The sequence below is a fragment of the Shinella sp. WSC3-e genome (genome assembly GCF_945994535.1).
GTDB lineage: Bacteria > Pseudomonadota > Alphaproteobacteria > Rhizobiales > Rhizobiaceae > Shinella > Shinella yambaruensis.
On the sequence record NZ_OZ000535.1, the window covers coordinates 234298 to 256112 of the forward strand.

Sequence of the window (21815 nt, forward strand, 5' to 3'; positions counted from 1 at the left end):
AAACATTGCACGGCTTTGCGAAGATTGTTGGAAAAACGTGCCGCAGCGCACAAGGCGGGCTCCATGGCCACGTCTGATGCGGCTGTAGCGCCAGCGCCCGTTGGCGGCGCGCGCTGGCGCTACCGGTTGCGGCTGGCGCTGCGCGAGCCGACGACGGTGATCGCCGTCCTGATGGCGGCGCTGTTTGCCTATCTCATCGTCGTGCCGATCCTGTCGATCCTTTCGGATGCGGCCACCGTGCAGTTCGGCGACGAGCGGCGCACGGCGGGCGAAACGGGCAGCTTCACCGCCTACTATCTCTACCGCGCCTTCGCCTCTCCCGTCGCCTACGATCTCTTCTGGGAGCCGCTCGCCAACACGCTGAAGGTGGCCTTCGGCGCCATCGCCATCTCGCTGTCGGTCGGCGGCGTGCTCGCCTGGCTGATCGCGCGCACCGACATGTTCGGCCGCCGATGGTTCGCCACCGCCCTCATCGTGCCCTACATGCTGCCGGCCTGGACCTTCGCGCTCGCCTGGACCACGCTGTTCAAGAACCGCACCGTCGGCGGCCAGCCGGGCTGGTTCGAGGCGATCGGCCTGTCGCCGCCGGACTGGCTCGCCTATGGCCAGGTGCCGATCACCATCATCCTCGCGCTGCACTATACCCCCTTCGTCATCCTGCTGTTCGGCTCGGCGCTGCGCCGCTTCGACAGCCAGCTGGAGGACAGCGCGCGCATTCTCGGCGCGCCGGGCCGGGTGGTCGCATTGCAGATCATCCTGCCGCTGATGCGCCCCGCGCTGCTGTCGGCGGTGCTGCTCATCTTCGCCAAATGCCTCGGCGAGTTCGGCGTGCCCTATGTGCTCGGCCTGCCGGTGAAGTTCGACGTGCTGGCGACCTCGCTCTACCGCTCCATCGGCTCGCGCCAGACCGGCGTTGCGGGCGTGCTCGCCGGCGCCATCATGCTGATCGGCGTTCTGGCCATCATGATCGACGCGCATCTCGCCCGCGAGGCGCGGCGCTTCGTCACCGTCGGCTCCAAGGGCGCGATGAACCGGCTGTCGCGGCTGAAATCCTGGCGCTGGCCGGCCAGCGGCTTTGCCGCCGCCATCTTCATCGTCTCCGTCGGCATGCCGCTCCTGACGCTGGCGCTCTCGACGGTCATGCACCAGCCCGGCAGCTTCGCCCTGTCGAACTTCACGCTCGACTACTGGATCGGCCGGGACCTGCCGACGGTCGCCATGCGCACCGGCATCCTGCTCAGCCCCGATCTCTGGCAGGCGGCGCTGAACACGATCTGGATCGTCGGCATCGCCTCGGTCTGCTCGGGCATCCTCGGCGTGCTCACCGGCTATGTCGTGGTGCGCACGACCATCCGGCCGCTGGCGATCTTCCTGCGGCAGGTCACCTTCATGCCCTATCTGGTGCCGGGCATCGCCTTCGCGGCCGCCTATCTCTCGCTCTTCGCCGTGCAGCGCGGGCCGATCCCCGGCCTCTACGGCACGACGCTGATCCTCATCCTCGCCCTGATGGCGGACCAGATGCCCTATGCGTCCCGCGCCGGCATCTCGGCCATGATGCAGCTCGGCAAGGACCCGGAGGAGGCGGCGCAGATCGTCGGCGCCGGCTGGTTCCGCCGCATGACCTCGATCGTCATCCCGATCCAGAAGGGCTCGCTCGTCACCGGCATCCTCCTGCCCTTCATCTCGGGCATCAAGGGGCTCAGCCTCTTCGTCATCCTCGCCGTGCCCGCCACGGACGTGCTGACGACCTTCTCGCTGCGCCTCGTCGACTACAACTACACCCAGGCCGCCAACGCCGTGGTGCTGATCATCGCCGGCCTTGCCTATGGCGGCACGGTGCTCGCCCAGCGGCTCACCCGCACCAACCTTGCCGAGGGACTTGGAAACTGATGCCCGATATCGTTCTCAGCAATGTGCAGAAATCCTACGGCGCCGGCTCGCCCAACGCGGTGAGCGACCTCGACCTTCACATCAAGGACGGCGAGTTCATGTGCCTGCTCGGCCCCTCCGGCTGCGGCAAGACGACGACGCTGCGCATGATCGCCGGGCTGGAGAACCTGACGGACGGGGAGATCCGCGTCGGCGAGAAGATCGTCGACAGCCCGGCGCGCGGCGCCTTCATCGGCCCGGAAAAGCGCGGCATGGGCCTCGTCTTCCAGTCCTATGCGCTCTGGCCGCATCTCACCATCGAGCGCAACACGGATTTCGGCCTGCGCCTGCGCAAGGTGCCGAAGGCCGAGCGCGAGGCGCGCGTGACCGAGGTCATGAAGGCGCTGGACATCGAGAAGTACCGGCACCGCTACCCCTCGCAGCTCTCCGGCGGCCAGCAGCAGCGCGTGGCGCTCGCCCGCATGCTGGCGGTCAATCCCGGCGTGCTGCTGCTCGACGAGCCGCTGTCCAACCTCGACGCGCGCCTGAGGCTCGAAATGCGCGCCGAGCTGAAGCGCATCCACGCCGCCTTCGGCACCACCATCGTCTTCGTCACGCACGACCAGTGGGAGGCGATGACGCTCGCCACCTCCATCGCCGTCATGAACGAGGGCCGGCTGCAGCAGCTCGGCACGCCCAACGACATCTACGACCGGCCGGCCAACCGCTTCGTCGCCGAATTCGTCGGCAGCCCGCCGATCAACATTCTCGAAACCGCGACCGGCCATGCGCTGGATCGCGCCGCATCGCATTGGCTCGCCGGTCGGCTCGGCGAGAGCGCGGGGGTCGGCTCGGTGGGCTTTCGGCCCGAGGCCTTGCAGATCGCGCGCTCGGAGGCTGCCGTTCCCGGCGACAGCTTCCGCCATGCGGCCGAGGTCACCGGCATCCTGCCGACCGGCGGAAGCTGGATCATCGAACTGAAGGTCGACGGCCGCGCCCTCTTCGCCACCACCACCGAATGCCCGGTGCTGAAGGGCGGCGAGCGGGTCTTCGTCCATGCCCGGCCGACGGCCATGCATGTCTTCGACGCGGCGGGCCTCAGGCTTGCCGGCGCCGACGACACGCTGGCGCGCGCCGCCTGAACCGAAACGGAAACTGAAACCCGCGCCATCCGATGGGAAGAGACGGACGGGGCGAAGCTGGAGGAGGAGAGCATGCGGAAATACGGTTTACTGGCAGGCGCTGCGCTGGCGCTATGCATGGCCGGCGGGGCGCTGGCGGAAGACTTCAACCTCGACGCGCTGATCGAGGCGGCGAAGAAGGAGCCGCCGCTGTCGGTCTATGACAGCACCGGCAAGATCGTCGACATGGTCGAGGCGTTCAACGCCAAATACGGGCTGAAGGCGGAGGGCTCGAAATCCAAGGCGACCGCGCAGCTCGAAACGATCATCCGCGAATCCCAGTCGGGCAACATCCAGACGGACGTGTCCTTCATCTCCGACCCCTCGGCGGTGGTCGGCCAGCTGATGCCCGCCGGCTTCGTGGAGAACTGGGTGCCGCCGGATCTCGCCAAGGACATCTCGCCCGAGGCGCACAACCCGCTGCTCGTCGTGTCGAGCCCCAACTTCCTCGCCTACAACACCAAGCTCTACGACAAGTGCCCGATCACCAATATCTGGCAGCTCACGGAGGCGGAGTGGAAGGGCAAGGTCGCCATGCAGGACCCGCTCGGCAAGCCGTCCTACACCGACTGGTTCAACCAGATGCGCAGCCGCATCGACGACAAGATCGCCGCCGCCTACGAGAAGCAGTACGGCAAGAAGCTGGAGAGCGACCTCGGCAGCGCGACCGAGGCCTTCGTGGCGGCGCTCGCGGCCAACGGCCCGCTGCTGACGGATTCGGATTCCGCCGCCGCCGAGGCCGTCGCCGCGCCCGGCCAGAGCGAGCCCTTCGTCGGCCTCGTCGCCTCGGCCAAGTTCCGCGACAATGCGGGCAAGGGCTTCTCGCTGGGCCTTTGCACCGGGGTGGATCCGATCATCGGCTTCTCCAACCCGACGGTCGGCGTCATCGTCAAGGGCTCGGACAGCCCGAATACGGCAAAGCTCTTCGTCCACTATGCCATGACGGCCGAGGGCATCGCGCCGCAGGCCGAGGACGGCAAGCTGTCCAGCAACCGCACCGTCGGCCTGCCGGACGACGAGCCGTCGGGCATCGGCAAGCATCTCGATGCCCTGCTGAACTACGACCCGGCGACAGGCCTCGAAGACTGGGACAGCCGGCAGGACTGGCAGGATTTCTGGCGCGTCCACTACAAGCGCTGAGCCAAAGACGGGCGGGCCGTTTCCCGGCCCGCCTGCCGCCCTTGCGGCGGCAATGATGAACCGGAAACGAACAGGGCAGGAAAGACAGGGCACATGAGCATTGACGAGGGGGCGATCGACCGCCGGGAGGCCTTCCTGCACGCGCTTGTCCGCGAGGCGGCGGATCTCGCCCGCGCCGGCTTTGCCCGGCAGACGGGGCAGGCGGTCAGCATGAAGGGCCCGCAGGACTACCTGACGGAGACCGACGGGCAGGTGGAAGACCATCTGCGCGCCCGGATCTCGGAGGCTTTCCCCGAGGACGGCTTCCTCGGCGAGGAGGGCGGCGGCGAGCCCGGCCGGCAGGCCTGGGTGGTCGATCCCATCGACGGCACGGCCAATTTCGCCCGGGCGATCCCGCATTTCTGCGTCGCCATCGCCTTCATCGCCAAGGGCGAAGTGCAGCTCGGCGCTATCGTCAACCCGGTGCTGGACGAGGTCTATTTCGCCCGCCTCGGCCGCGGGGCGCACCGCAACGGCAAGCCGATCCGCGTTTCCGCCACGAGCGACATCACCGCCACCTCCTTCGAGATGGGCTGGTCGAACCGCCGGCCGCTCGCCCGCTATATCGGCGCGCTCAACGCGCTCTTCGAGGCGGGCAGCAATGTGCGGCGCGGCGCCTGCGGGGCGCTGGGGCTCGCCTATGTTGCGGACGGGCGCAGCGACGGCTATGCGGAGCTGCACATGAATTCCTGGGATTGCCTTGCCGGCCTCCTGCTCGTGCGCGAGGCGGGCGGGGTGACGGGGCCGTTCCTGTCGCTCGGCGGGCTGACCGCCGGCGCGGCGGTGCTGGCCGCCGCGCCCGGCGTCGCCGCCATCCTGTCGGAGGCGACGGGCATTCCCCTTCTGACCGGGCCGGACCTTCTGGCCGCGGCGGAAGAAGAGCATCGGAGAACCGCATGACCGACAAACCCACCCGCCACTACGATCGCCCGCCGATCAGCCGCGTCTACGAGAACCTGCCGGGCTTCGGCGTCGATCTCTTCGTCGGCGGTCGCGAGGGGGCGTCGGACGTGCCGCTGCTGCGCGAGAACGGCATTTCCACCGTGCTCAACTGCGCGGTCAACCTCGACTTCAACTATGTCGCGGCGCCCGACGAGGTCTCGCATGACAGCTGCGTCGGCTACGGCCCGGCGCCCATCCGCTACTACAAGCTCGGCATCGTCGACGGCCCCGGCAATCCCGACACGATGTTCCTCGCCGGCTACTACCAGCTGCTCGGCGCCTTGCAGCAGGTCCTGCCGGAAAAGCCGAGCTATCCCATGCGCGAGCGCGGCAACGTGCTGGTCAACTGCCGGGCCGGGCGCTCCCGCTCGGTGATCCTCGCCGCGCTCTTGCTGCATTTGCAGATCCCCGGCGAATTCCCGACGCTCGCCGCCGCGGTCGACCATGTGCGGGTGAAGCGCGAGCTGCGCCCCGACGAATGGCACGAGACGCCGAAGCCCATGCTTATCGCCGCCGCCGAGAGCGCCGCCGGCTGGGTGCGCCTCGTCGAGGCCGATCGCGCCCGCGCCGCCGCGCCCGCAAGAGCCACTGCATGATCCGCATCGCCGTCATCGCCGATCCGCATGTGCATGATTGTGCGTGGATTCCCGAGGGCTCCGGCCTGCCCGGCGCCATCCGCAGCTTTGCCGAGACCGCCGCCTCGACGCGCGTCTTCAACGAGAGCATCCCCGCCTTCCGCGCCGCGCTGGATCATGTCGCCGCGGCCGGCGTGAAGACCGTGCTCCTCGTCGGCGATCTCACCGACGACGGCCAGCGGCCGAACATCCGCGCCGCGCTCGACCTTGTCGCGGAGTATCGCGAGCGCCACGGCATCCGCGTGCTGATGACCCCCGGCAACCACGATTTCTACGCCCTTGCCGGCCGGCCGCAGGACAAGAGCTTCCTCATGGCCGACGGCCGGTCGCTGCTCCTCAGAAGCGCCGATTGCCCGGAGGCGGCGACGCTCGGCACGGCGGAGGCGCTCGCCATGCTCTCCGGCCTCGGCTTCATGCCCGAGGCGGGCGACCTGCACTGGGAAAGCCCCTTCGGCACCGATCCGGCCTGGGAGGCCCGCAGCTACGAGGCGGTAAGCCCGGACGGCGGCACGCGCTGCCGGATGATCGATTCCTCCTATCTCGTCGAGCCGGTGGAAGGCCTCTGGGTGCTCGCCATCGACGCCAATGTCTGCGTGCCGCGCGACGGGGCGGAGGATCTCGCCGATCCCGGAGAGTTCCACGATCCGACCGACGGCGGCTGGCGGGCCGTGCTCGCGCATCGCGCCCATCTCCTTGCCTGGATGGCGGACGTGGCGACGCGGGCGAAGGCTAGGGGCAAGCGGCTCGTCGCCTTCTCGCACTATCCGGCGCTCGATCCGCTCGGCGGCGTGTCGAGCGAGGAGGTCGCGCTGTTCGGCCCCACCGGCCTTGCCCGCCGCGCACCGACACCCGCGGTGGCCGATGCCTTCGCCGCGACCGGCGTTTCCCTGCATTTCTCCGGCCATCTCCATGTCAACGACACGGCGCGGCACGAGACGGGCGCGGGACGCTTCGTCAATATCGCGGTTCCCTCGCCGGTCGGCTACGGGCCGGGGCTGAAGATCGTCGATCTCTGCGCCGATCGCAGCGAGATCCGCACGCTCTCTCTCCGGCAGGTGCCCGGCCACGACGCGGCCTTCGCGGCCTATCGCACCGAGGCGGCGCGGGAAGGGGCGGCGGAGCCCGCCGCGAGTTCCGCGCCCGACCACGGCACCTTCCTCAGCCGCCATCTCGTCAACCTCGTGCACGGGCGTTACCTCGCGCGCGAATGGCCGCGCGACATGGTGGAGTTCGTGCGCACGGCGACGGTCGCCGACCTTCTCGAAACGCTCGGGCTCGCTGCCGCCGGCGCGCCGGCCTTCGGTCTCAACGAGCTCGTCGAGGACTGGTACCGGCTGCGCAAGGCGGGCGAGCTCAGCCAGGCGGACATCGCGTCCGACCGGCTCGCCTTCTACCGGGACATTTGCGCAAGGGCGCCGCATATCGAGGGCGACGGCCTGCCGGCCCGCTTTTCCACGCTGCTGCGCATGATGCGCGCCTATCTCGAGCGTCCGCCGAACCGGGATTTCTCCCTCAGCCTGCCCGACCTCGTCGTCCGGGCGCTTTAGAGTTTGTCAGGAAAAGTGGGAGCCGGTTTTCCCGAAGAGACAAACGAAAACAAAGAAACCGAGAATCTGTCTGGTTCAGAATGAACCTGACAGATTCTAGGGCCGCACGCTCTTGCGCCAGGCGACCTGCGTCGGCAGGCGCTTGGGCGGGGCGGGGTCGGCCTCGTCCTTCTCGATGATGGCGACGATATGGTCGGCGATCTCGCCGATCGGCTGGCGGAAGGTGGTGAGGTTGTAGCCGATCCAGCCGGCCTGCGGGATGTCGTCGAAGCCGACGACGCAGAGCGCCTCGGGGATGTCGAGGCGGAATTCCAGCCGCGCCACGTCCATGAAGCCGAGCGCCAGCAGGTCGGTGGCGCAGAACACGCCGTCCGGCCGGCCGGAGGCGCCGAGCAGCTGGCGGGCGCCTTCCGCGCCGGTCGCGTAGCTGGTCGGCCCGGCACGGCTGACCTGCGCTTCGAGGCCGAGCTCGGCGGCAGCGGCGACGAAGGATTGCTCGCGCGTCACGATGCTCGGCGTGCCCGCCGTCGAGCTGACCACGGCAAGGCGCCGGCAGCCGGCCCGGTGCAGCATGAGGCAGGCCTCGCGCGCCGCGCTCTCATTGTCCACCAGCACGATCTCCGGCCCCTCGATCGGGTCGTCGCGGTTGATGAGGATGACGCGCTGGCCGTTCTCGATGCAGGTCTCGATCAGCGAGACGGGCGGCGCGCCGGACACCACCACCGTGGCGTCGGCGCGGTAGTTCAGCGTCTGGCGCAGCGCCGCCTCGACATTGTCCGGCTGGCCGGCCGTGTTCAGCACCATGACCACCTTGCCGATCGCCTGCAGCTTGCGCGTGGTGACCTCCACCACATTGGAGTGGAAGGGCGCCTGCAGCTCCGCCACGATCATGCAGACGATGCCGGACCGGTGATGGATCAGCCCGCGCGCCAGGTGGTTGACGTGGTAGCCGAGCTTTTCCGCCGCCGCGAGCACCTTGGCGCGCGTCGCCGGCGAAACGCTGGCCCCGTCGGTGAAGGTGCGCGAGACGGCCGAGCGCGAGACGCCCGCGAGCTCGGCCACGCGAATGGCGCTGACCGAGGCCTTTTTCGGCCTGGACCTGGATGTCGTCACGTCTTCCTGCCTCCGGTGGCGTTTGTGCATACTTGCGCATATTCTTCGCCCTGTGCAAAGCCGCAGCGTGATGAATTTCCCCGGAAAAGCGCGAAATCGCGGGATCGCAGCGCCATTCCCACCATCGGTCCCGCGCCGGATTTCGCACGGCTGTGCAAGCAGCTCTCCGCCGACCGGCGGGCGGCAAGGGAACCCGAATCCGTCTTTCGCGTTATGGCTGCATGACGGACCTGATCGAGAACGATGGGCGGCGGGAAGGGGCGCTCTGGAGCGTTGCACGCGGCCAGTCGCCGATCATCGGCACCGCCATTCACGACGGCCACCTGCTGCGCAGCGACCTTGCAGCACGCATGAAGCTCGACGCCGCCGGCCGGCTGCGCGAGGAGGACCCTTTCACCGCCGCCTTCATCGAAGATATCGGCAACCGGATCGTCGTCCACCGTTCGCGCTTCGAGGTGGATCTGAACCGGCCGCGCGAGGGCGCCGTCTATCTGCGCCCGGAACAGGCCTGGGGCCTCGACATCTGGGCCGAGCCGCCCGGCCAGGAGGCGCTGGAGACGCTGCTTGCCCAGCACGACGGCTACTATGCCATGCTGAAGGCCGTGCTTTTGGACATGGAGCGTGCGCATGGCCGCTTCGTCCTCCTCGACATGCACAGCTACAACCATCGCCGGGCCGGCCCCGACGGGCCGCCGACCGCGCAGGCGGAGGCGCCGGACATCAATATTGGCACCTTCTCCATGGACAGGGCGTTCTGGGCGCCGGTGGTCGATGCCTTCATGGCCTGTCTGCGCGAGCAGCCGTTCCCCGGCCGGCAACTCGATGTCCGGGAAAACGTCGCCTTTGCCGGCAAGGGCGAGCAGACGCGCTTCGTGCACCAGCATTTCCCCGGCCGCGGCTGCGCCATCGCCGTGGAGTTCAAGAAGATCTTCATGGACGAGTGGACGGGCGCGCCGGACCGGGAGGCGATCGATGCCTTTCGCGCCGCCATCCGCGCCAGCCTGCCGGTGCTCGAAGGCGCTCTCCGGGCGATGCCGGGCGGGGGCGGGCCATGAGCGGGCGTGCCCGCAAGGCGGCGGACCCGCTCGCCGCGGTCGCCGCCGCGCTGGAGCGCGGCCTTCCCGTCCGGCTCGACCTGCCGCGCCGCGGCCGGCTCCACCTCGATCGCCCGCTGCCGTTTCTCGCCGTGCATGTGAACCGGCGCTCGGCTCCCGCCGCCCGCGCGGCCACCATGGCCAATGCCGCCTATCTCCTGGCCGGCAACCTCTCCGACGCCGCGGCCATCGTGCGCCTCGTCGGTGAACGGATGCGCGAGGAATTCGGCGCCTTCCTCGTGCTCGATTTCGGCGAGCTTGCACGCGACCAGCTGGCCGCGGACACGCCCTATCTCGCGCCCTTCGAGATCAGCGTCTCGGCCTCGCCCGATGCGGCGGCGGAGCGCGCGCAGTCGGCCTTCGTCGGCGCGGTGGAGAAGATCGACGGCCGCTACCGCGCGCCGCGCATCGCGCGGCCGACACTTGCCGAGGATCCCCATGCGGGCCTTGCCCGGCGCCTGCCGGATATCCCGACGCTCACCGTGCGCGTCGCGCCGATCTACCGGGTGCCGACCTCGCGCGCCGTCTATCCGGAGCTGCAGGGCCGGCTGGTCGCCCACCTGGTCGATGCCGGGCTGCGCGCGGCAAGCCAGTTCGCCCGCGCCGAGACGGCGCTGGCGCCCGCCACCCACCGGGCGCTCGGCCGGCGCGTCTTCGTCGAGGCGGTGACCCGCGCCGACCGTGCCATGGACGATATCGCCGCCAGCTTCGATTTCCTGCTCGCGGTGACGCCGATCAATGCCGACGCGGCCTTCGAAGCCTTCCGCACGGCCGGCTGCGAGCGCGCGCCGACCTTTCTCTACCGCCCGCTCGCCATCGATATCGCCGCGCGCAAGAAGGCGCTGTTCTCCATTGACCTCGACCGGTTCGAGGATCCGGTGCTGGAACGGCTCTACGGCGAAAAGCAGCAGGAGCTGGACCTCCAGCTCTCCATGCTCGCCGCCCGCGAGGATGCCCGCTTCGTCGAGATGAGCCGCGCGCTCTACGGCTCCGTCGACGGCCGTCTGGCGAAGGTCGCCGGCGATATCCTGGAGGCGACCGCGAAACCCGGCCGCAAGGCCGCCCCGCCGGAGGTGGACCATCGCTATGTCGAGCGGCGGGCGCGCGCGATGATCGACCGCTACAGCGCGCAGTTCTCCGCCTTCGCGCCGAGCGTCGAGGTGCGCAACGACCTTCCGCCCGGGCTGATGGTGTCGAGCGACCGGCTGCTGATCGCCCGCACCACGACGATGGCGCGCGAGCGGGTCGAGGCGCTGCTGAGCCACGAGGTCGGCGTGCATCTCCTGACCTATTGCAACGGCTCTGGCCACGGGCTGCGGCTCTTCCGTTCCGGCCTTGCCGGCTACGAGGGGGCGCAGGAGGGGCTGGCGGTTCTGGCGGAATATCTCGTCGGCGGCATGACGACGGCCCGCCTCCGGCTGATCGCCGCGCGGGTGGTCGCCTGTGCCGCCATGCTCGACGGGGCGGGTTTCGTGGAAACCTACCGGCTGCTGGTGCGCGAGCATGGCTTTGCCCCGTCCGGCGCCTTCAACATCGCGCTTCGCCTCCACCGCGGCGGCGGGCTTGCCAAGGATGCGGTCTACCTGCGCGGCCTCCTGGAAATCCTCGCGCATCTGCGCGGCGGCGGCGATCTCGAGCCGTTCTGGCTCGGCAAGATCGCGGCCCGCCACTTCGCCGTCATGCAGGAGCTCAGCCTGCGCGGCCTGCTCAAGGCGCCGCGCCTGACGCCGCAATTCCTGACCGCCAAGGGCGCGCAGGAGCGCCTTGCCCGGCTGCGCGCTGGCCTTTCACCCCTCGATCTCATCGCCTGAGGAGGCTCTCATGCGCATCGCTTTCTTCGTCAACTCGATCGCCGACGAAACCCCGCAGTTCACCACGACGACGCTGGCGCTCGCCGCGCTCAACCGCGGCCACGAGATCTGCTACGTCACGCCCGGCGATTTCGTGCTGCGCGCGGATGACAGCCTTGCCGTGCGCGGGCTGGTGCTGCCCTCCTCGGGCTACAAGAAGCCGGAGACGCTGCACAAGGACCTGCAGGGGGAGAATACCGAGACGCGCATCTTCGACGTCGCGGAGATCGACGTCCTGTTCCTGCGCAACGACCCCTCGCTCGACGTGACGGACCGGCCCTGGGCGGCCCATGCCGGGGCGCTGTTCGGGCGGCTTGCGGCGCTGCGGGGCACCCTGGTCGTCAACGATCCGGCCGGCCTCGCCAAGGCGCAGAACAAGCTCTACCTGCAGGATTTCCCGCCCTCCGTGCGTCCGGCCACGCTGGTCTCCAAGAGCATCGAGGAGATTCGCGGCTTCATCGCCGGGGAGAAGAAAAAGGGGGCGATCATCAAGCCGCTGCAGGGTTCGGGCGGCAAGAACGTCTTCAAGGTCGCCTCGCCCGACGACCAGAACCTCAACCAGATCTTCGAGGCGGTGAGCGGCGAGGGCTATCTCATCGCCCAGAGCTTCATGCCGGAGGCGAGCGAGGGCGATGTGCGCTTCTTCGTGATGAACGGCCGGCCGCTGATGCGCGACGGCAAATACGCCGCCTTCCGCCGCGTGCCGGCCAAGGGCGAGATCCGCTCCAACGTGCATGTCGGCGGCGGACCGGCGCCGGTGGAGGTGACGCCTGCCATGCTCGCCGTCGTCGAGGCGGTGCGCCCGAAGCTCGTCGAGGACGGCATGTTCCTCGTCGGCCTCGACATCGTCGGCGACAAGATCCTGGAGATCAATGTCTTCACGCCAGGCGGGCTCGGCAATCTGGCGCAGCTCTACGAGACCAACTTCTCCGACACGGTCATCGCCGCGCTGGAGGACAAGATCGCCATGCGCGCGGCCTATGGCGGCCGGCTGGACAACAGCCGGCTCGCCACGCTGTGAGCGGCGTGCCTCTCCCGTTTCAGCGCCGGGTGGCGATGCCGGCGGTGAGGATGCCGAGCAGCGTCAGGAGTGCGATGCCGAGCACGACATAGCGCGCCGCATCGACCGCCACGTCCCCGCCGGCCGCCATCAGCGTGCCGGCAAGCGCCGAGGTGACGGAGAAGGCGATGAGCTGGGTCGTGGTGATCGCCGCGGCCGCCTTGCCGCCCTCGGCCGGGTCGTGCGTGCTGCGCATGGCGGCAACGCCGAGCAGGGGCCAGGCAAGGCCGATGCCCGCGCCGGCCAGCGCCAGCACCGCGACCCAGGCGGCGACCAGCCCCGTGCCGGCGCCGTCCACCTGCAACAGGCCGTAGGCGATGAGGCCCGCCGTCAGCAGCAGCGGCCCGGCGCGCACGGCGCGGCGCCGGCCGGCGGGCGACGTCACCGACACGACGAAGAGCTGCGCGATGACCCAGGCGAGCGAGAGCACCGCCCCGAGCAGGCCGCCGACCAGCGGGCTGACGCCGGCGAGCTGCTGGCTGAAGAGCGGGATGAAGGTCTCCACCATGACGCCGGCGCTGAGCGCGGCGACGGTGAGATAGACCCATTTCAGCGCATTGCCGCGCCGGTAGGTGATGCGCGGCAGGATGGTGTTGCGCGCGCGCCGCTCGACGAGCACGAAGAGGACGAGAAGCAAGAGGCCGGCGCCGACGGTCGCCAGCGTCGGCCAGCCGATCGGCACGATGGCGCTGAGGCTGATGGCGATGGTGGCAAGCACCAGCGGCACGAGCGATGCGACGGGCACGGGCGTACGGTGCGGCGAACCGCCCATGCCGGCAAAGGCGCGCTGCGCGAGAAGGGCGAAGAGCAGCGCGACGATGGCGAGCGCCCCATAGGCCCAGCGCCAGAGGCCGAGCTCGGCGAAGATGCCGCCGAGCGCCGGCCCGAACAGCGTGCCGAGGCCCCACATGGCCGAGACGGCGCCGGTTCCCCGCGCCCAGTGCCGCTCGGGCAGCGCCGCGCGGATCACGGCATAGCCGAGCCCGGCGAGCAGCCCGCCGCCGAGCCCCTGCACCACGCGGCCGACGATGAGAAGATCCATGGTCGGGCTGGCGGCATTGCCGGCCGCGCCGAGCGCGAAGACGAGGAAGGCCAGCACATAGGCCGGCCCCGGCCCCTTCCAGTCGAGCATGCGGCTGACGAAGAGCGAGGCGACGATGGCCGAGACGACGAAGGAGGTCGTCACCCAGGCATAATAGGCCTGGCCGCCGATATCGGCGACGATGGAGGGCATCAGGGCCGCGGTGAAGTAGAGGTTCATCGCATAGAGCAGCACGCCGCTCGCCAGGATGGCGACGATGACGAGATGGCGGCCGGACAGGAGGTCCGACCAGGTGTCGAGGTGTGCGCCGGGCGCAGGCGAGGGATCGGCCGGGCCGGCCGATGTCAGCGGTTCTTTCATGGGAATGCTCCGGGGGAAACGGTCAGGTGCGCGGGCGCGAGACGGCCAGCACGATAAGCGAGACGACCAGCACGATGGCGGGGGCCGTCGTGTGGGCATAATCCTGGTTGATGAGGGTGGTGAGGGTCGCCGCCGCCATGACCGCCGTGCCGAGCGCGGCGCCGGGGCGGCGCGTGGCAACGGGGATCAGCAGCAGGGCGGCCGCAAGTTCAAGGGCGGCGGTGAGGTAGGGAAACCAGCCCGGATAGCCCCAGCGTTCATAGGCCGCCGCATTGTCGGCGGAGAGGAAGGCGTTGCCATAGGCGCCGAACAGGAAGAACGCCGCGAGCGGCCAGGCGAGCAGCGCGGCGAGGCGGGAGGAGAGGGACGGGGAAAGGATCGACTGGGACATGACACTCCGCTTTTCGGCAAAGCCCGCCCTTTCCAGCGGCGCGAGGCTGGACGGGGCGGTGGTTTCTCCATAGATTGAGCGTTCATTCTAATTATGATCGCCGCTCCGTCAAGATAGATAGAGCGATCATTCTATTTTGGAGGCCGCATGGCACGCAAGCTTGTTCCCGAGCAGCACGAGGGCAAACGCCACGAGATCCTGGAGGCCGCACATCGCTGCTTCCTGCGGCACGGGCTGCAGGGCGCGTCGGTCTCGATGATCTGCAAGGAGGCGGGCATCAGCCCCGGCCATCTCTACCACTATTTCCCCAGCAAGGAGGCGATCGTCGAGCAGATGGCGGACGAATACCTCGCGCGCCTGCACGGCGTCTTCGGCCGGCAGCGGGAGACGGGCGATGCCGCGACCGTGCTGCTTTCGGAGATCTGGAGCATGGAGAGCTGGAAGGACACCGCCCACTGTCGCATCCTGTTCGAGCTTCTGGCGGAAGCGGGGCGCAACGAGCGGGTGCGCGCCATCCTCGCCCGCAACACCGACGGCGTGCGCGCGCTCCTGTCGCAGGTGCTGAAGGCCGGCCAGGCACGCGGCGAGGTGGACCCGGCGCTCGATCCGGAACACACCAGCGCCATGCTGATCGCCATCGTCGACGCCGCCCCCATGCTGCCGCTGATGGTGCCCGGCATCCGCTTCGACGAGAGCCGGGCGCTGATCACCACCATGGTCCGGCGCTTCCTGCGGCCCGAAGGCCAGGTCTGAGAGCCGCCTTGCCGCCCTAGATCCTTGTTTGCCGCATTGTCCGACGCCGAAGCGACTTTGCTTCGGCTGGAAATGCTAGCGGATCAGCGGCAGCGCGGCGAACTGGTGGTAGGGCGGCGGCGAGGAGAGTGCCCATTCCAGGGTGGCGGCCCCTTCGCCCCAGGGGTTGTCGCCCGCAACGCGCTTGCGCGCGAAGGCTTCTGCGACGGCGAAGAAGAAGACGGCAAGGCCGGCGGCCGAGATGTAGGAGCCGACCGAGGAGACGAGGTTCCAGCCGGCAAAGGCATCCGGATAGTCCGCATAGCGCCGCGGCATGCCGGCGAGGCCGAGGAAATGCTGCGGGAAGAAGACGAGGTTGACGCCGACGAAGGTCAGCCAGAAATGCAGTTTCCCCAGCGTCTCGCTCATCCGGTAGCCGCTCATCTTGGGGAACCAGTAGTACCAGGCGGCGAAGATGGCGAAGGCCGCGCCGAGCGACAGCACGTAATGGAAATGCGCGATGACGTAGTAGGTATCATGCAGCACGCGGTCGATGCCCGGATTGGCGAGCACCACGCCGGTGACGCCGCCGATGGTGAAGAGCAGCACGAAGCCCGTCGCCCACAGCATGGGCGTGGCGAAGCGGATCGACCCGCCCCACATCGTCGCCAGCCATGAGAAGACCTTGATGCCCGTCGGCACGGCGATGACCATGGAGGCGAAGGCGAAATAGCGCTGCGAGTCCAGCGACAGGCCGACCGTGAACATGTGGTGGGCCCAGACGACGAAGCCGATGGCGCCGATCGCCACCATGGCATAGGCCATGCCGAGATAGCCGAAGATCGGCTTTTTCGAGAAGGTCGAGATGACGTGGCTGACGATGCCGAAGGCCGGCAGGATCATGATGTAGACCTCCGGATGGCCGAAGAACCAGAACAGGTGCTGGTAGAGGATCGGGTCGCCCCCGCCGGCCGGCTGGAAGAAGGTCGTGCCGAAATTGCGGTCGGTGATGAGCATGGTGACGGCGCCCGCCAGCACCGGCAGCGAGAACAGCAGCATGAAGGCGGTGACCAGCATCGCCCAGGCGAAGAGCGGCATCTTGTGCAGCGTCATGCCCGGCGCGCGCATGTTGAGGATCGTGGTGATGAAGTTGATCGCCCCGAGGATCGACGAGGCGCCGGACAGGTGGATCGACAGGATGACGAAATCCACCGCCGGCCCCGGCTGGCCGTCGCTCGAATAGGGCGGATAGAGCGTCCAGCCGCCGCCATGGCCGTTCACCCCGGCGGCGCCCGGCACGAACATCGACAGCACGAACATCGCGAGCGAGGCGACGAGCAGCCAGAACGACACGTTGTTCATGCGCGGAAAGGCCATGTCCGGCGCGCCGATCATGATCGGGATGAACCAGTTGCCGAAGCCGCCGATCAGCGCCGGCATGATGACGAAGAAGATCATCACCAGCCCGTGCGCGCTGACCACGACGTTGAAGACGCCGGGATCGGAGAAGACTTGCAGGCCTGGCGCCTGCAGCTCCATGCGCAGCGCCACCGAAAGCCCGGTGCCGAGGATGCCCGACAGCATGGAGAGGAGGAGGTAGAGCGTGCCGATGTCCTTGTGGTTGGTGGAGAACAGCCAGCGGGCGGCAAGGCCCGGCCGGTGTTCCGCTTCGCCGACGGTGTGTTCGGACATCGCATGCGCCTTTCCTGTGTGCGGCCGGGTGCGGCGGGGGAGCCGGCACCTCTCCCCGCCTTTGTCGGCCCTGTTGCCTGAAAGGAGTGTGGGCCGGCGGGAAGAAAGAAGGCAAACGGAATTAAATGCTGTATGAAGACAAAATAATTGCACTCAATGAGGAGCCTCATGGATATCGACCGGGCGCGCACCTTCCTCGAGATCGTCCATACCGGCAGCTTCCTGAAGGCCTCCGAGCGGCTGCACGTCACCCAGACGACGGTGAGCGCGCGCATCCGCACGCTGGAGGAGGCGCTGGGGCGCAAGCTTTTCGTGCGCACGCGCAACGGCGCGGCGCTGACGGCGGCCGGCCGCGAATTCGAGCGTTTCGCGCAATCCTTCGTCCAGGTCTGGGAGCGGGCGCGCCAGCAGCTCACCGTGCCGCCCGGCCGGACATCGGTCGTGGCGGTGGGCGGCGAGATGAGCCTGTGGAACCCGCTGCTGCTCGACTGGCTGGTCTGGATGAAGGGCAATTGCCCCGAAATCGCCATCCACGCCGCCGTCGGCATGCCCGACCAGCTGCTGGAACAGCTGCGCACCGGCGTGCTCGACATCGCCGTGCTCTATGCGCCGAAGCTGATGCCGGGCTTCAAGGTCGAGTTGGTGGAGGAGGAACGGCTCGTGCTGGTGCGCAGGCCGGCCGGCCCGCAGGAGAGCGGCGCGCCGGACTATGTGCATGTCGACTGGGGGCCGCGCTTTGCCGGGCAGGGCGGCTTCGGGCCGGCGGGCTTTGCCGAGCCGGCGCTGAAGGTGGATTTCGGCCCGCTCGCCCTCCACTATATCCTGCGCACCGGCGGCATGGGCTATTTCCGCAAGGGAACGGTCGCGCCGCATCTGGCGGCGGGCGAGCTCGAACGGGTGGAGGACGCACCCGAATTCCCCTATCCGGCCTATGCCGTCTATCCGGAGGCGGCCGGGGCCCGGCGCGACGTGGAGGAGGCCCTTCGCGGCCTCAGGCAGGTTTCGCCCTGACGCAGCGGCAGGCAGCCCGGCAGCGCGATTTGCCGCCGCCCGCAACGGGCATGCGGCGGCGGAATGTCACCCGGACAAGATTTTGTTGTTGCCGACGGCAAGAGAAGAATTTCCTGCCTATGTTAACCGGCGAATCGCCGCCAATATCGGCAGCAGACGCTGACCGCAGGAGACAAAGATGCTGATCGCGAACCCAACCCGGCGCTCGTTCTTGCAGGCCGGGGCCACCCTTCTCGCCTCGACGGCGCTGCCGGCCATCGCCCTTGCCGAGAGCGCGCCTGCCGGCGGCCGGCTGGTGGTGGCGGCCGATTCCGAGCCGAAGAACCTCAACCCCGCGATCGTCGCCTCCAACGGCGTGTTCTTCGTCGCCAGCAAGGTTATCGAGCCGCTGGCCGAGGCCGCCTTTGCGGGCGAGGACGGACTGTCGCCGCGCCTTGCGACGAGCTGGGAAGGATCGGACGACGGCCTTTCCGTCACCTTCCGCCTGCGCGAGGGCGTGACCTGGCACGACGGCAAGCCCTTCACCTCCACCGATGTCGCCTTTTCGGCACTTGAAGTCTGGAAGCCGCTGCAGAATCTCGGCCGCATCGTCTTCGCCCATCTCGAGGCCGTCGAAACGCCGGATGCCGCCACCGCCATCTTCCGCTTTTCCAGGCCCACGCCGCTCCAGCTCATCCGTAACGCCCTGCCGGTCGTCAGCAGCGTCATCCCGAAGCATCTCTACGAGGGCACGGATATCGCGACGAACCCGGCGAACACCCAGCTCGTCGGCACCGGCCCCTTCCGCTTCGCCGAATACAAGCCGGGTGAATATTACCGCCTGACGCGCAACGAGGCCTATTGGGACAAGGACCAGCCGAAGCTCGACGAGATCATCTTCCGCGTGCTGCCGGACCGCGCCGGGGCGGGCGCGGCGCTGGAGGCGGAGGAGATCCAGCTCGCCGCCTTCTCCGCCGTGCCGCTCGCCGATCTCGACCGCATCTCCAAGGTGCCGGGCCTTGCGGTCGTCACCAGGGGCTACGAGGCGTTGACCTACCAGCTCGTCGTGGAGATCAACCATCGCCGCAAGGAGCTCGCCGACCTCAAGGTGCGCCAGGCGATCGCCCACGCCATCGACAAGACCTTCGTCGTCGACACCATCTTCCTCGGCTATGCCGAAGCCGCCACCGGCCCGGTGCCGAAGAACGCGCCGCAATTCTACGAGGCCGCCGTGCCGGCCTATGCCTTCGATATCGCCAAGGCCAATGCCCTGCTCGACGAGGCCGGCTATGCGAAGGATGCGAACGGCACGCGCTTCACGCTGAAGCTGCGCCCCGCGCCCTATTTCAACGAGACGCGCCAGTTCGGCGACTATCTCCGCCAGGCGCTTGCCGCCATCGGCATCGATGCGGAACTGGTGAACGCGGATTCGGCCGCGCACCAGAAGGCCGTCTATACCGACCACGATTTCGACCTTGCCGTCGCCCCGCCGGTCTTCCGCGGCGATCCGGCGATCTCCACGACCATCCTCGTGCAGTCGGGCATTCCGGCCGGCGTCGGCTTCTCCAACCAGGGCGGCTATGCCAATGCCGAGCTCGACGCCGTCATCGCAAAGGCGGCCGAGACGATCGACACGGCGGCCCGCACCGCGCTCTACCGCCAGTTCCAGAAACTGGTCGCCGCCGACCTGCCGCTGATCAACGTCGCCGAATGGGGCTTCATCACGGTGGCGCGCGACAGCGTGCTCAACGTCGCCAGCAACCCGCGCTGGGCGGTGTCGAACTGGGCCGATACCGCGCTCAAGACGTGACGGCGGGGCCATGACGGGCGTTGTCTTGGATCCTCCCTCCGGCCAGCCGGCCATCCCTCCGGCAAGGCAGGGTGACCGCATATGAACAGTGGAGTTCGCTACCCCCCTCTGCCCTGCCGGGCATCTCCCCCTCAAGGGGGGAGATTGGATGGAGCACTGTTTCGCCCCTCTCAGGCGCTACCGGTTGAGCAAGGTTCTTGCCTCCTGCCGGGCATCTCCCCCCTTGAGGGGGAGATGCCCGGCAGGGCAGAGGGGGGTGCCATATGCGACACCCTTGCCTCGGGCCGGAGACCGCCGGCAAGCCGGAGGGCATTATCGCGCTCGCTCCACCCCACGCCCGCAACCCAACGGCGCCCCCCGTGACCCGCGCCCTCCGCCTCACCGCGCGCCGTGCCCTCAGCAGCGTTCCCGTCCTGCTGATCGTCGTCATCCTCACCTTCCTGCTCCTGGAGACCGCAGCGGGCGATGCGGTCGACGCCTATCTGCTCTCCATCGGCGGCGGGGATGCGGCGATCGCCGGGGCGCTGCGGCAGGCCTACGGGCTCGACCAGTCCATGGCGGCGCGGCTGTGGCTCTATCTCTCCGCGCTCGCCCGGCTCGATCTCGGCTGGTCCGTCGCCTTCGACCGGCCGGTGCTCGGGCTGATCATCGAGCGCCTGCCGAACACGCTGCTTTTGATGGGAAGCGCCATCGCGCTCGCCTTCGCCTTCGGCTCCACGCTCGGCATCCTCGCCGGCGCGCGGCCGGGCAGCCTGCGCGACCGGCTGCTCTCCACCCTCTCGCTGGTCGTCTATGCTATACCGGGCTTCTGGCTCGGCCTGGTGCTCGCCATCGTCTTTGCCGTGCAACTGCGCTGGCTGCCCACCTCGGGCATCGAGACGATCGCCTCCGGCCGCACGGGCCTTTCCCGCGCCGCCGACATCGCGGCCCATCTCGTCCTGCCCGTCGGCACGCTGGCGCTCATCTACACCGCGCTGTTCCTGCGCGTCATGCGCGCCGGCATGGCCGGCATCTGGCGGCTGGATTTCGTGCTCTTCGCCCGTGCCAAGGGGCTTTCGCGTGCCCGCATCGTCTTGCGCCACGTGGCGCGCAATGCGCTCCTGCCGCTTGTCACCATGCTCGGCCTGCAGGCGGCCGCCATGCTCGGCGGCAGCGTCGTCATCGAGAGCATCTTCGCCATTCCCGGCTTCGGGCGCCTGGCGCAGGAGGCGGTGAGCGGGCGCGATGCGGCGCTGCTCTGCGGCATCATCGTCGTGAGCGCCGTGCTGGTCATCCTCGTCAACCTCCTCGTCGACATCGTCTATGCCGCGCTCGATCCGCGCGTCGGCGCCGCGGAGCGCGGCGCATGAAACTTGTCGGCGACATGCTGCGCCGGCCGGAGGCGGCGGCCGGCCTTGCCATCCTCGTCCTGCTCGCGCTTCTCGCGCTTCTCGCGCCCGTCCTCTTCCCCGGCGATCCGCTGAAGATCGCCGGCCGGGCGCTGACGGCGCCCTTCACCGATCCCGCCTTTCCGCTCGGCACCGACCGGCTCGGCCGCGACGTCCTGGCCGGCATCGTGCACGGCGCGCGCACCTCGCTCTTCGTCGGCCTCGCCGCGGCGCTGGCGGCGCTGGCGATCGGCCTTTCGGTGGGGCTTGCGGCGGGTTTTGCCGGAGGGATTGCCGACGAGGCGCTGATGCGCGTGGTCGATGCCTTCCAGATCGTGCCGAGCTTCCTCCTGGCGCTCGCCTTCGTCAGCGTCGTCGGCGCCTCGGTGCCGGTCGTGGTGCTGGCCATCGCGCTCGGCGCCTGGGCCGATCCCGCGCGGCTCACCCGTGCCGAGGTGCTGTCCGTGCGCGGGCGGGACTATGTCGCCGCCGCGCGTATTGCCGGCATGCATCCCGTGGAGATCGCCCTGCGCGAAATCCTGCCCAATGTGCTTCCCCCCGTGCTGGCGCTCTCGGCCATCATCGTCGCCACCGCCATCCTGACGGAGGCGGCGCTCTCCTTCCTCGGCCTCGGCGATCCCAATGTCGTCACCTGGGGCTCGATGATCGCCGAAGGGCGCAACGTCCTGCGCTCCTCGCCCTTCCTGTCGATCTTCCCCGGCCTCGCTTTGGTCGCCACGGTGGTCGGCGTTTACCTGCTCAGCGAGGGGCTGACCAATGCGCTTGCGGGGGAAGCGAGTGCCGAGAGGAAGAAACCACGGCGCGCCGGCAAATCCCCCCCTCTGCCCTGCCGGGCATCTCCCCCTCAAGGGGGGAGATCGGCAAGCGGCGGGAACCCTGCTCAACCGGAAGCGCCGGAGGTAGGTGAAACGGCCCTCCATCCAATCTCCCCCCTTGAGGG

At 68.9% G+C, this 21815-nt stretch carries 17 protein-coding genes and 1 pseudogene; 14 read left to right on the top strand and 4 right to left on the bottom strand.

The window, feature by feature from the left end; translation table 11 throughout:
- The first annotated feature begins 63 nt into the window (after nucleotides 1-63).
- From AABF56_RS33450 to AABF56_RS33475, 6 genes are all read left to right on the top strand, one after another.
- Nucleotides 64-1890 carry an ABC transporter permease gene (locus tag AABF56_RS33450; RefSeq protein WP_272808939.1) on the top strand — a complete coding sequence of 609 codons (1827 nt, stop codon included), beginning with the start codon at nucleotides 64-66 and terminating at the stop codon, nucleotides 1888-1890.
- Nucleotides 1890-3011 carry an ABC transporter ATP-binding protein gene (locus AABF56_RS33455; RefSeq protein ID WP_272808940.1) on the top strand — a complete coding sequence of 374 codons (1122 nt, stop codon included), beginning with the start codon at nucleotides 1890-1892 and terminating at the stop codon, nucleotides 3009-3011. The genes AABF56_RS33450 and AABF56_RS33455 overlap by 1 nt, the downstream gene beginning before the upstream one ends.
- Nucleotides 3012-3083: 72 nt before the next feature.
- Nucleotides 3084-4190, top strand: coding sequence for an ABC transporter substrate-binding protein (locus AABF56_RS33460; protein WP_272808941.1), 1107 nt, complete (start codon nucleotides 3084-3086; stop codon nucleotides 4188-4190).
- 93 nt (nucleotides 4191-4283) lie between these two features.
- Entirely contained in the window at nucleotides 4284-5129 is an 846-nt protein-coding gene (locus AABF56_RS33465) for an inositol monophosphatase family protein (RefSeq protein ID WP_272808942.1), read from the top strand.
- Nucleotides 5126-5767 (top strand): dual specificity protein phosphatase family protein, encoded by a 642-nt coding sequence (locus AABF56_RS33470; protein ID WP_272808943.1) that lies wholly within the window; start codon nucleotides 5126-5128, stop codon nucleotides 5765-5767. The genes AABF56_RS33465 and AABF56_RS33470 overlap by 4 nt, the downstream gene beginning before the upstream one ends.
- Entirely contained in the window at nucleotides 5764-7353 is a 1590-nt protein-coding gene (locus AABF56_RS33475) for a metallophosphoesterase family protein (protein ID WP_272808944.1), read from the top strand. Before AABF56_RS33470 ends, AABF56_RS33475 begins: the two co-directional genes overlap by 4 nt.
- Before the next feature lie 96 nt (nucleotides 7354-7449).
- Here AABF56_RS33475 and AABF56_RS33480 read toward each other — a convergent pair whose 3' ends face one another.
- Nucleotides 7450-8466 carry a LacI family DNA-binding transcriptional regulator gene (locus AABF56_RS33480; RefSeq protein ID WP_272808945.1) on the bottom strand — a complete coding sequence of 339 codons (1017 nt, stop codon included), beginning with the start codon at nucleotides 8464-8466 and terminating at the stop codon, nucleotides 7450-7452.
- A gap of 221 nt (nucleotides 8467-8687) precedes the next feature.
- On the opposite strand from AABF56_RS33480, the gene AABF56_RS33485 reads away from it, so the two are divergent.
- Genes AABF56_RS33485 through AABF56_RS33495 form a run of 3 tightly spaced genes read left to right on the top strand, consistent with a single transcriptional unit; the run spans nucleotide 8688 to nucleotide 12431 of the window.
- Entirely contained in the window at nucleotides 8688-9521 is an 834-nt protein-coding gene (locus AABF56_RS33485; RefSeq protein ID WP_272808946.1) for an N-formylglutamate amidohydrolase, read from the top strand.
- Nucleotides 9518-11371 (top strand): flavohemoglobin expression-modulating QEGLA motif protein, encoded by a 1854-nt coding sequence (locus AABF56_RS33490; protein WP_272808947.1) that lies wholly within the window; start codon nucleotides 9518-9520, stop codon nucleotides 11369-11371. Before AABF56_RS33485 ends, AABF56_RS33490 begins: the two co-directional genes overlap by 4 nt.
- A gap of 10 nt (nucleotides 11372-11381) precedes the next feature.
- The gene (locus AABF56_RS33495) at nucleotides 11382-12431 is read left to right on the top strand and encodes a glutathione synthetase (protein WP_272808948.1); all 1050 of its coding nucleotides are present in this window, start codon (nucleotides 11382-11384) and stop codon (nucleotides 12429-12431) included.
- A 19-nt stretch (nucleotides 12432-12450) separates the two neighbouring features.
- Here the strand turns inward: AABF56_RS33495 and AABF56_RS33500 are convergent, their stop codons facing one another.
- Together AABF56_RS33500 and AABF56_RS33505 are read right to left on the bottom strand one after the other, a co-directional pair.
- Entirely contained in the window at nucleotides 12451-13872 is a 1422-nt protein-coding gene (locus AABF56_RS33500; RefSeq protein ID WP_272808949.1) for an MFS transporter, read from the bottom strand.
- Between the two features lie 22 nt (nucleotides 13873-13894).
- Complete coding sequence (locus tag AABF56_RS33505; RefSeq protein ID WP_272808950.1) at nucleotides 13895-14263, bottom strand: DoxX family protein; 369 nt, start codon at nucleotides 14261-14263, stop codon at nucleotides 13895-13897.
- Between the two features lie 147 nt (nucleotides 14264-14410).
- Here AABF56_RS33505 and AABF56_RS33510 point away from each other — a divergent pair, with 147 nt between their 5' ends.
- Nucleotides 14411-15016, top strand: a complete 606-nt coding sequence (locus AABF56_RS33510; protein ID WP_272808951.1) for a TetR/AcrR family transcriptional regulator — start codon at nucleotides 14411-14413, stop codon at nucleotides 15014-15016.
- A gap of 75 nt (nucleotides 15017-15091) precedes the next feature.
- Here AABF56_RS33510 and ctaD read toward each other — a convergent pair whose 3' ends face one another.
- A complete protein-coding gene (gene ctaD / locus AABF56_RS33515) occupies nucleotides 15092-16687 on the bottom strand; it encodes a cytochrome c oxidase subunit I (RefSeq protein ID WP_272808952.1) in 1596 nt (531 codons plus the stop codon).
- A gap of 168 nt (nucleotides 16688-16855) precedes the next feature.
- Here ctaD and AABF56_RS33520 point away from each other — a divergent pair, with 168 nt between their 5' ends.
- The 4 genes and pseudogenes from AABF56_RS33520 to AABF56_RS33535 form a co-directional block, all read left to right on the top strand.
- The gene (locus tag AABF56_RS33520) at nucleotides 16856-17698 is read left to right on the top strand and encodes a LysR family transcriptional regulator (RefSeq protein WP_272808953.1); all 843 of its coding nucleotides are present in this window, start codon (nucleotides 16856-16858) and stop codon (nucleotides 17696-17698) included.
- Nucleotides 17699-17876: 178 nt separating this feature from the next.
- Nucleotides 17877-19487 carry an ABC transporter substrate-binding protein gene (locus tag AABF56_RS33525; RefSeq protein ID WP_272808954.1) on the top strand — a complete coding sequence of 537 codons (1611 nt, stop codon included), beginning with the start codon at nucleotides 17877-17879 and terminating at the stop codon, nucleotides 19485-19487.
- Between the two features lie 359 nt (nucleotides 19488-19846).
- On the top strand, nucleotides 19847-20836 hold the full coding sequence (locus AABF56_RS33530) for an ABC transporter permease (protein WP_272808955.1): 990 nt from the start codon (nucleotides 19847-19849) through the stop codon (nucleotides 20834-20836).
- Nucleotides 20833-21639, top strand: a pseudogene (locus AABF56_RS33535) (ABC transporter permease); the annotation flags it as partial. The gene AABF56_RS33530 and the pseudogene AABF56_RS33535, both read left to right, overlap by 4 nt.
- Nucleotides 21640-21815 lie beyond the last annotated feature (176 nt).

Excerpts from the sequence above, each read along its gene's own strand:
- AABF56_RS33520 (WP_272808953.1), top strand. The coding sequence starts at position 16,856 with ATGGATATCGACCGGGCGCGCACCTTCCTCGAGATCGTCCATACCGGC.
- AABF56_RS33465 (WP_272808942.1), top strand. The coding sequence starts at position 4,284 with ATGAGCATTGACGAGGGGGCGATCGACCGCCGGGAGGCCTTCCTGCAC.
- AABF56_RS33470 (WP_272808943.1), top strand. The coding sequence starts at position 5,126 with ATGACCGACAAACCCACCCGCCACTACGATCGCCCGCCGATCAGCCGC.
- AABF56_RS33460 (WP_272808941.1), top strand. The coding sequence starts at position 3,084 with ATGCGGAAATACGGTTTACTGGCAGGCGCTGCGCTGGCGCTATGCATG.
- AABF56_RS33475 (WP_272808944.1), top strand. The coding sequence starts at position 5,764 with ATGATCCGCATCGCCGTCATCGCCGATCCGCATGTGCATGATTGTGCG.
- AABF56_RS33525 (WP_272808954.1), top strand. The coding sequence starts at position 17,877 with ATGCTGATCGCGAACCCAACCCGGCGCTCGTTCTTGCAGGCCGGGGCC.
- AABF56_RS33500 (WP_272808949.1), bottom strand. The coding sequence starts at position 13,872 with ATGAAAGAACCGCTGACATCGGCCGGCCCGGCCGATCCCTCGCCTGCG.
- AABF56_RS33495 (WP_272808948.1), top strand. The coding sequence starts at position 11,382 with ATGCGCATCGCTTTCTTCGTCAACTCGATCGCCGACGAAACCCCGCAG.
- AABF56_RS33450 (WP_272808939.1), top strand. The coding sequence starts at position 64 with ATGGCCACGTCTGATGCGGCTGTAGCGCCAGCGCCCGTTGGCGGCGCG.
- AABF56_RS33510 (WP_272808951.1), top strand. The coding sequence starts at position 14,411 with ATGGCACGCAAGCTTGTTCCCGAGCAGCACGAGGGCAAACGCCACGAG.
- AABF56_RS33485 (WP_272808946.1), top strand. The coding sequence starts at position 8,688 with ATGACGGACCTGATCGAGAACGATGGGCGGCGGGAAGGGGCGCTCTGG.
- AABF56_RS33490 (WP_272808947.1), top strand. The coding sequence starts at position 9,518 with ATGAGCGGGCGTGCCCGCAAGGCGGCGGACCCGCTCGCCGCGGTCGCC.
- ctaD (WP_272808952.1), bottom strand. The coding sequence starts at position 16,687 with ATGTCCGAACACACCGTCGGCGAAGCGGAACACCGGCCGGGCCTTGCC.
- AABF56_RS33505 (WP_272808950.1), bottom strand. The coding sequence starts at position 14,263 with ATGTCCCAGTCGATCCTTTCCCCGTCCCTCTCCTCCCGCCTCGCCGCG.
- AABF56_RS33455 (WP_272808940.1), top strand. The coding sequence starts at position 1,890 with ATGCCCGATATCGTTCTCAGCAATGTGCAGAAATCCTACGGCGCCGGC.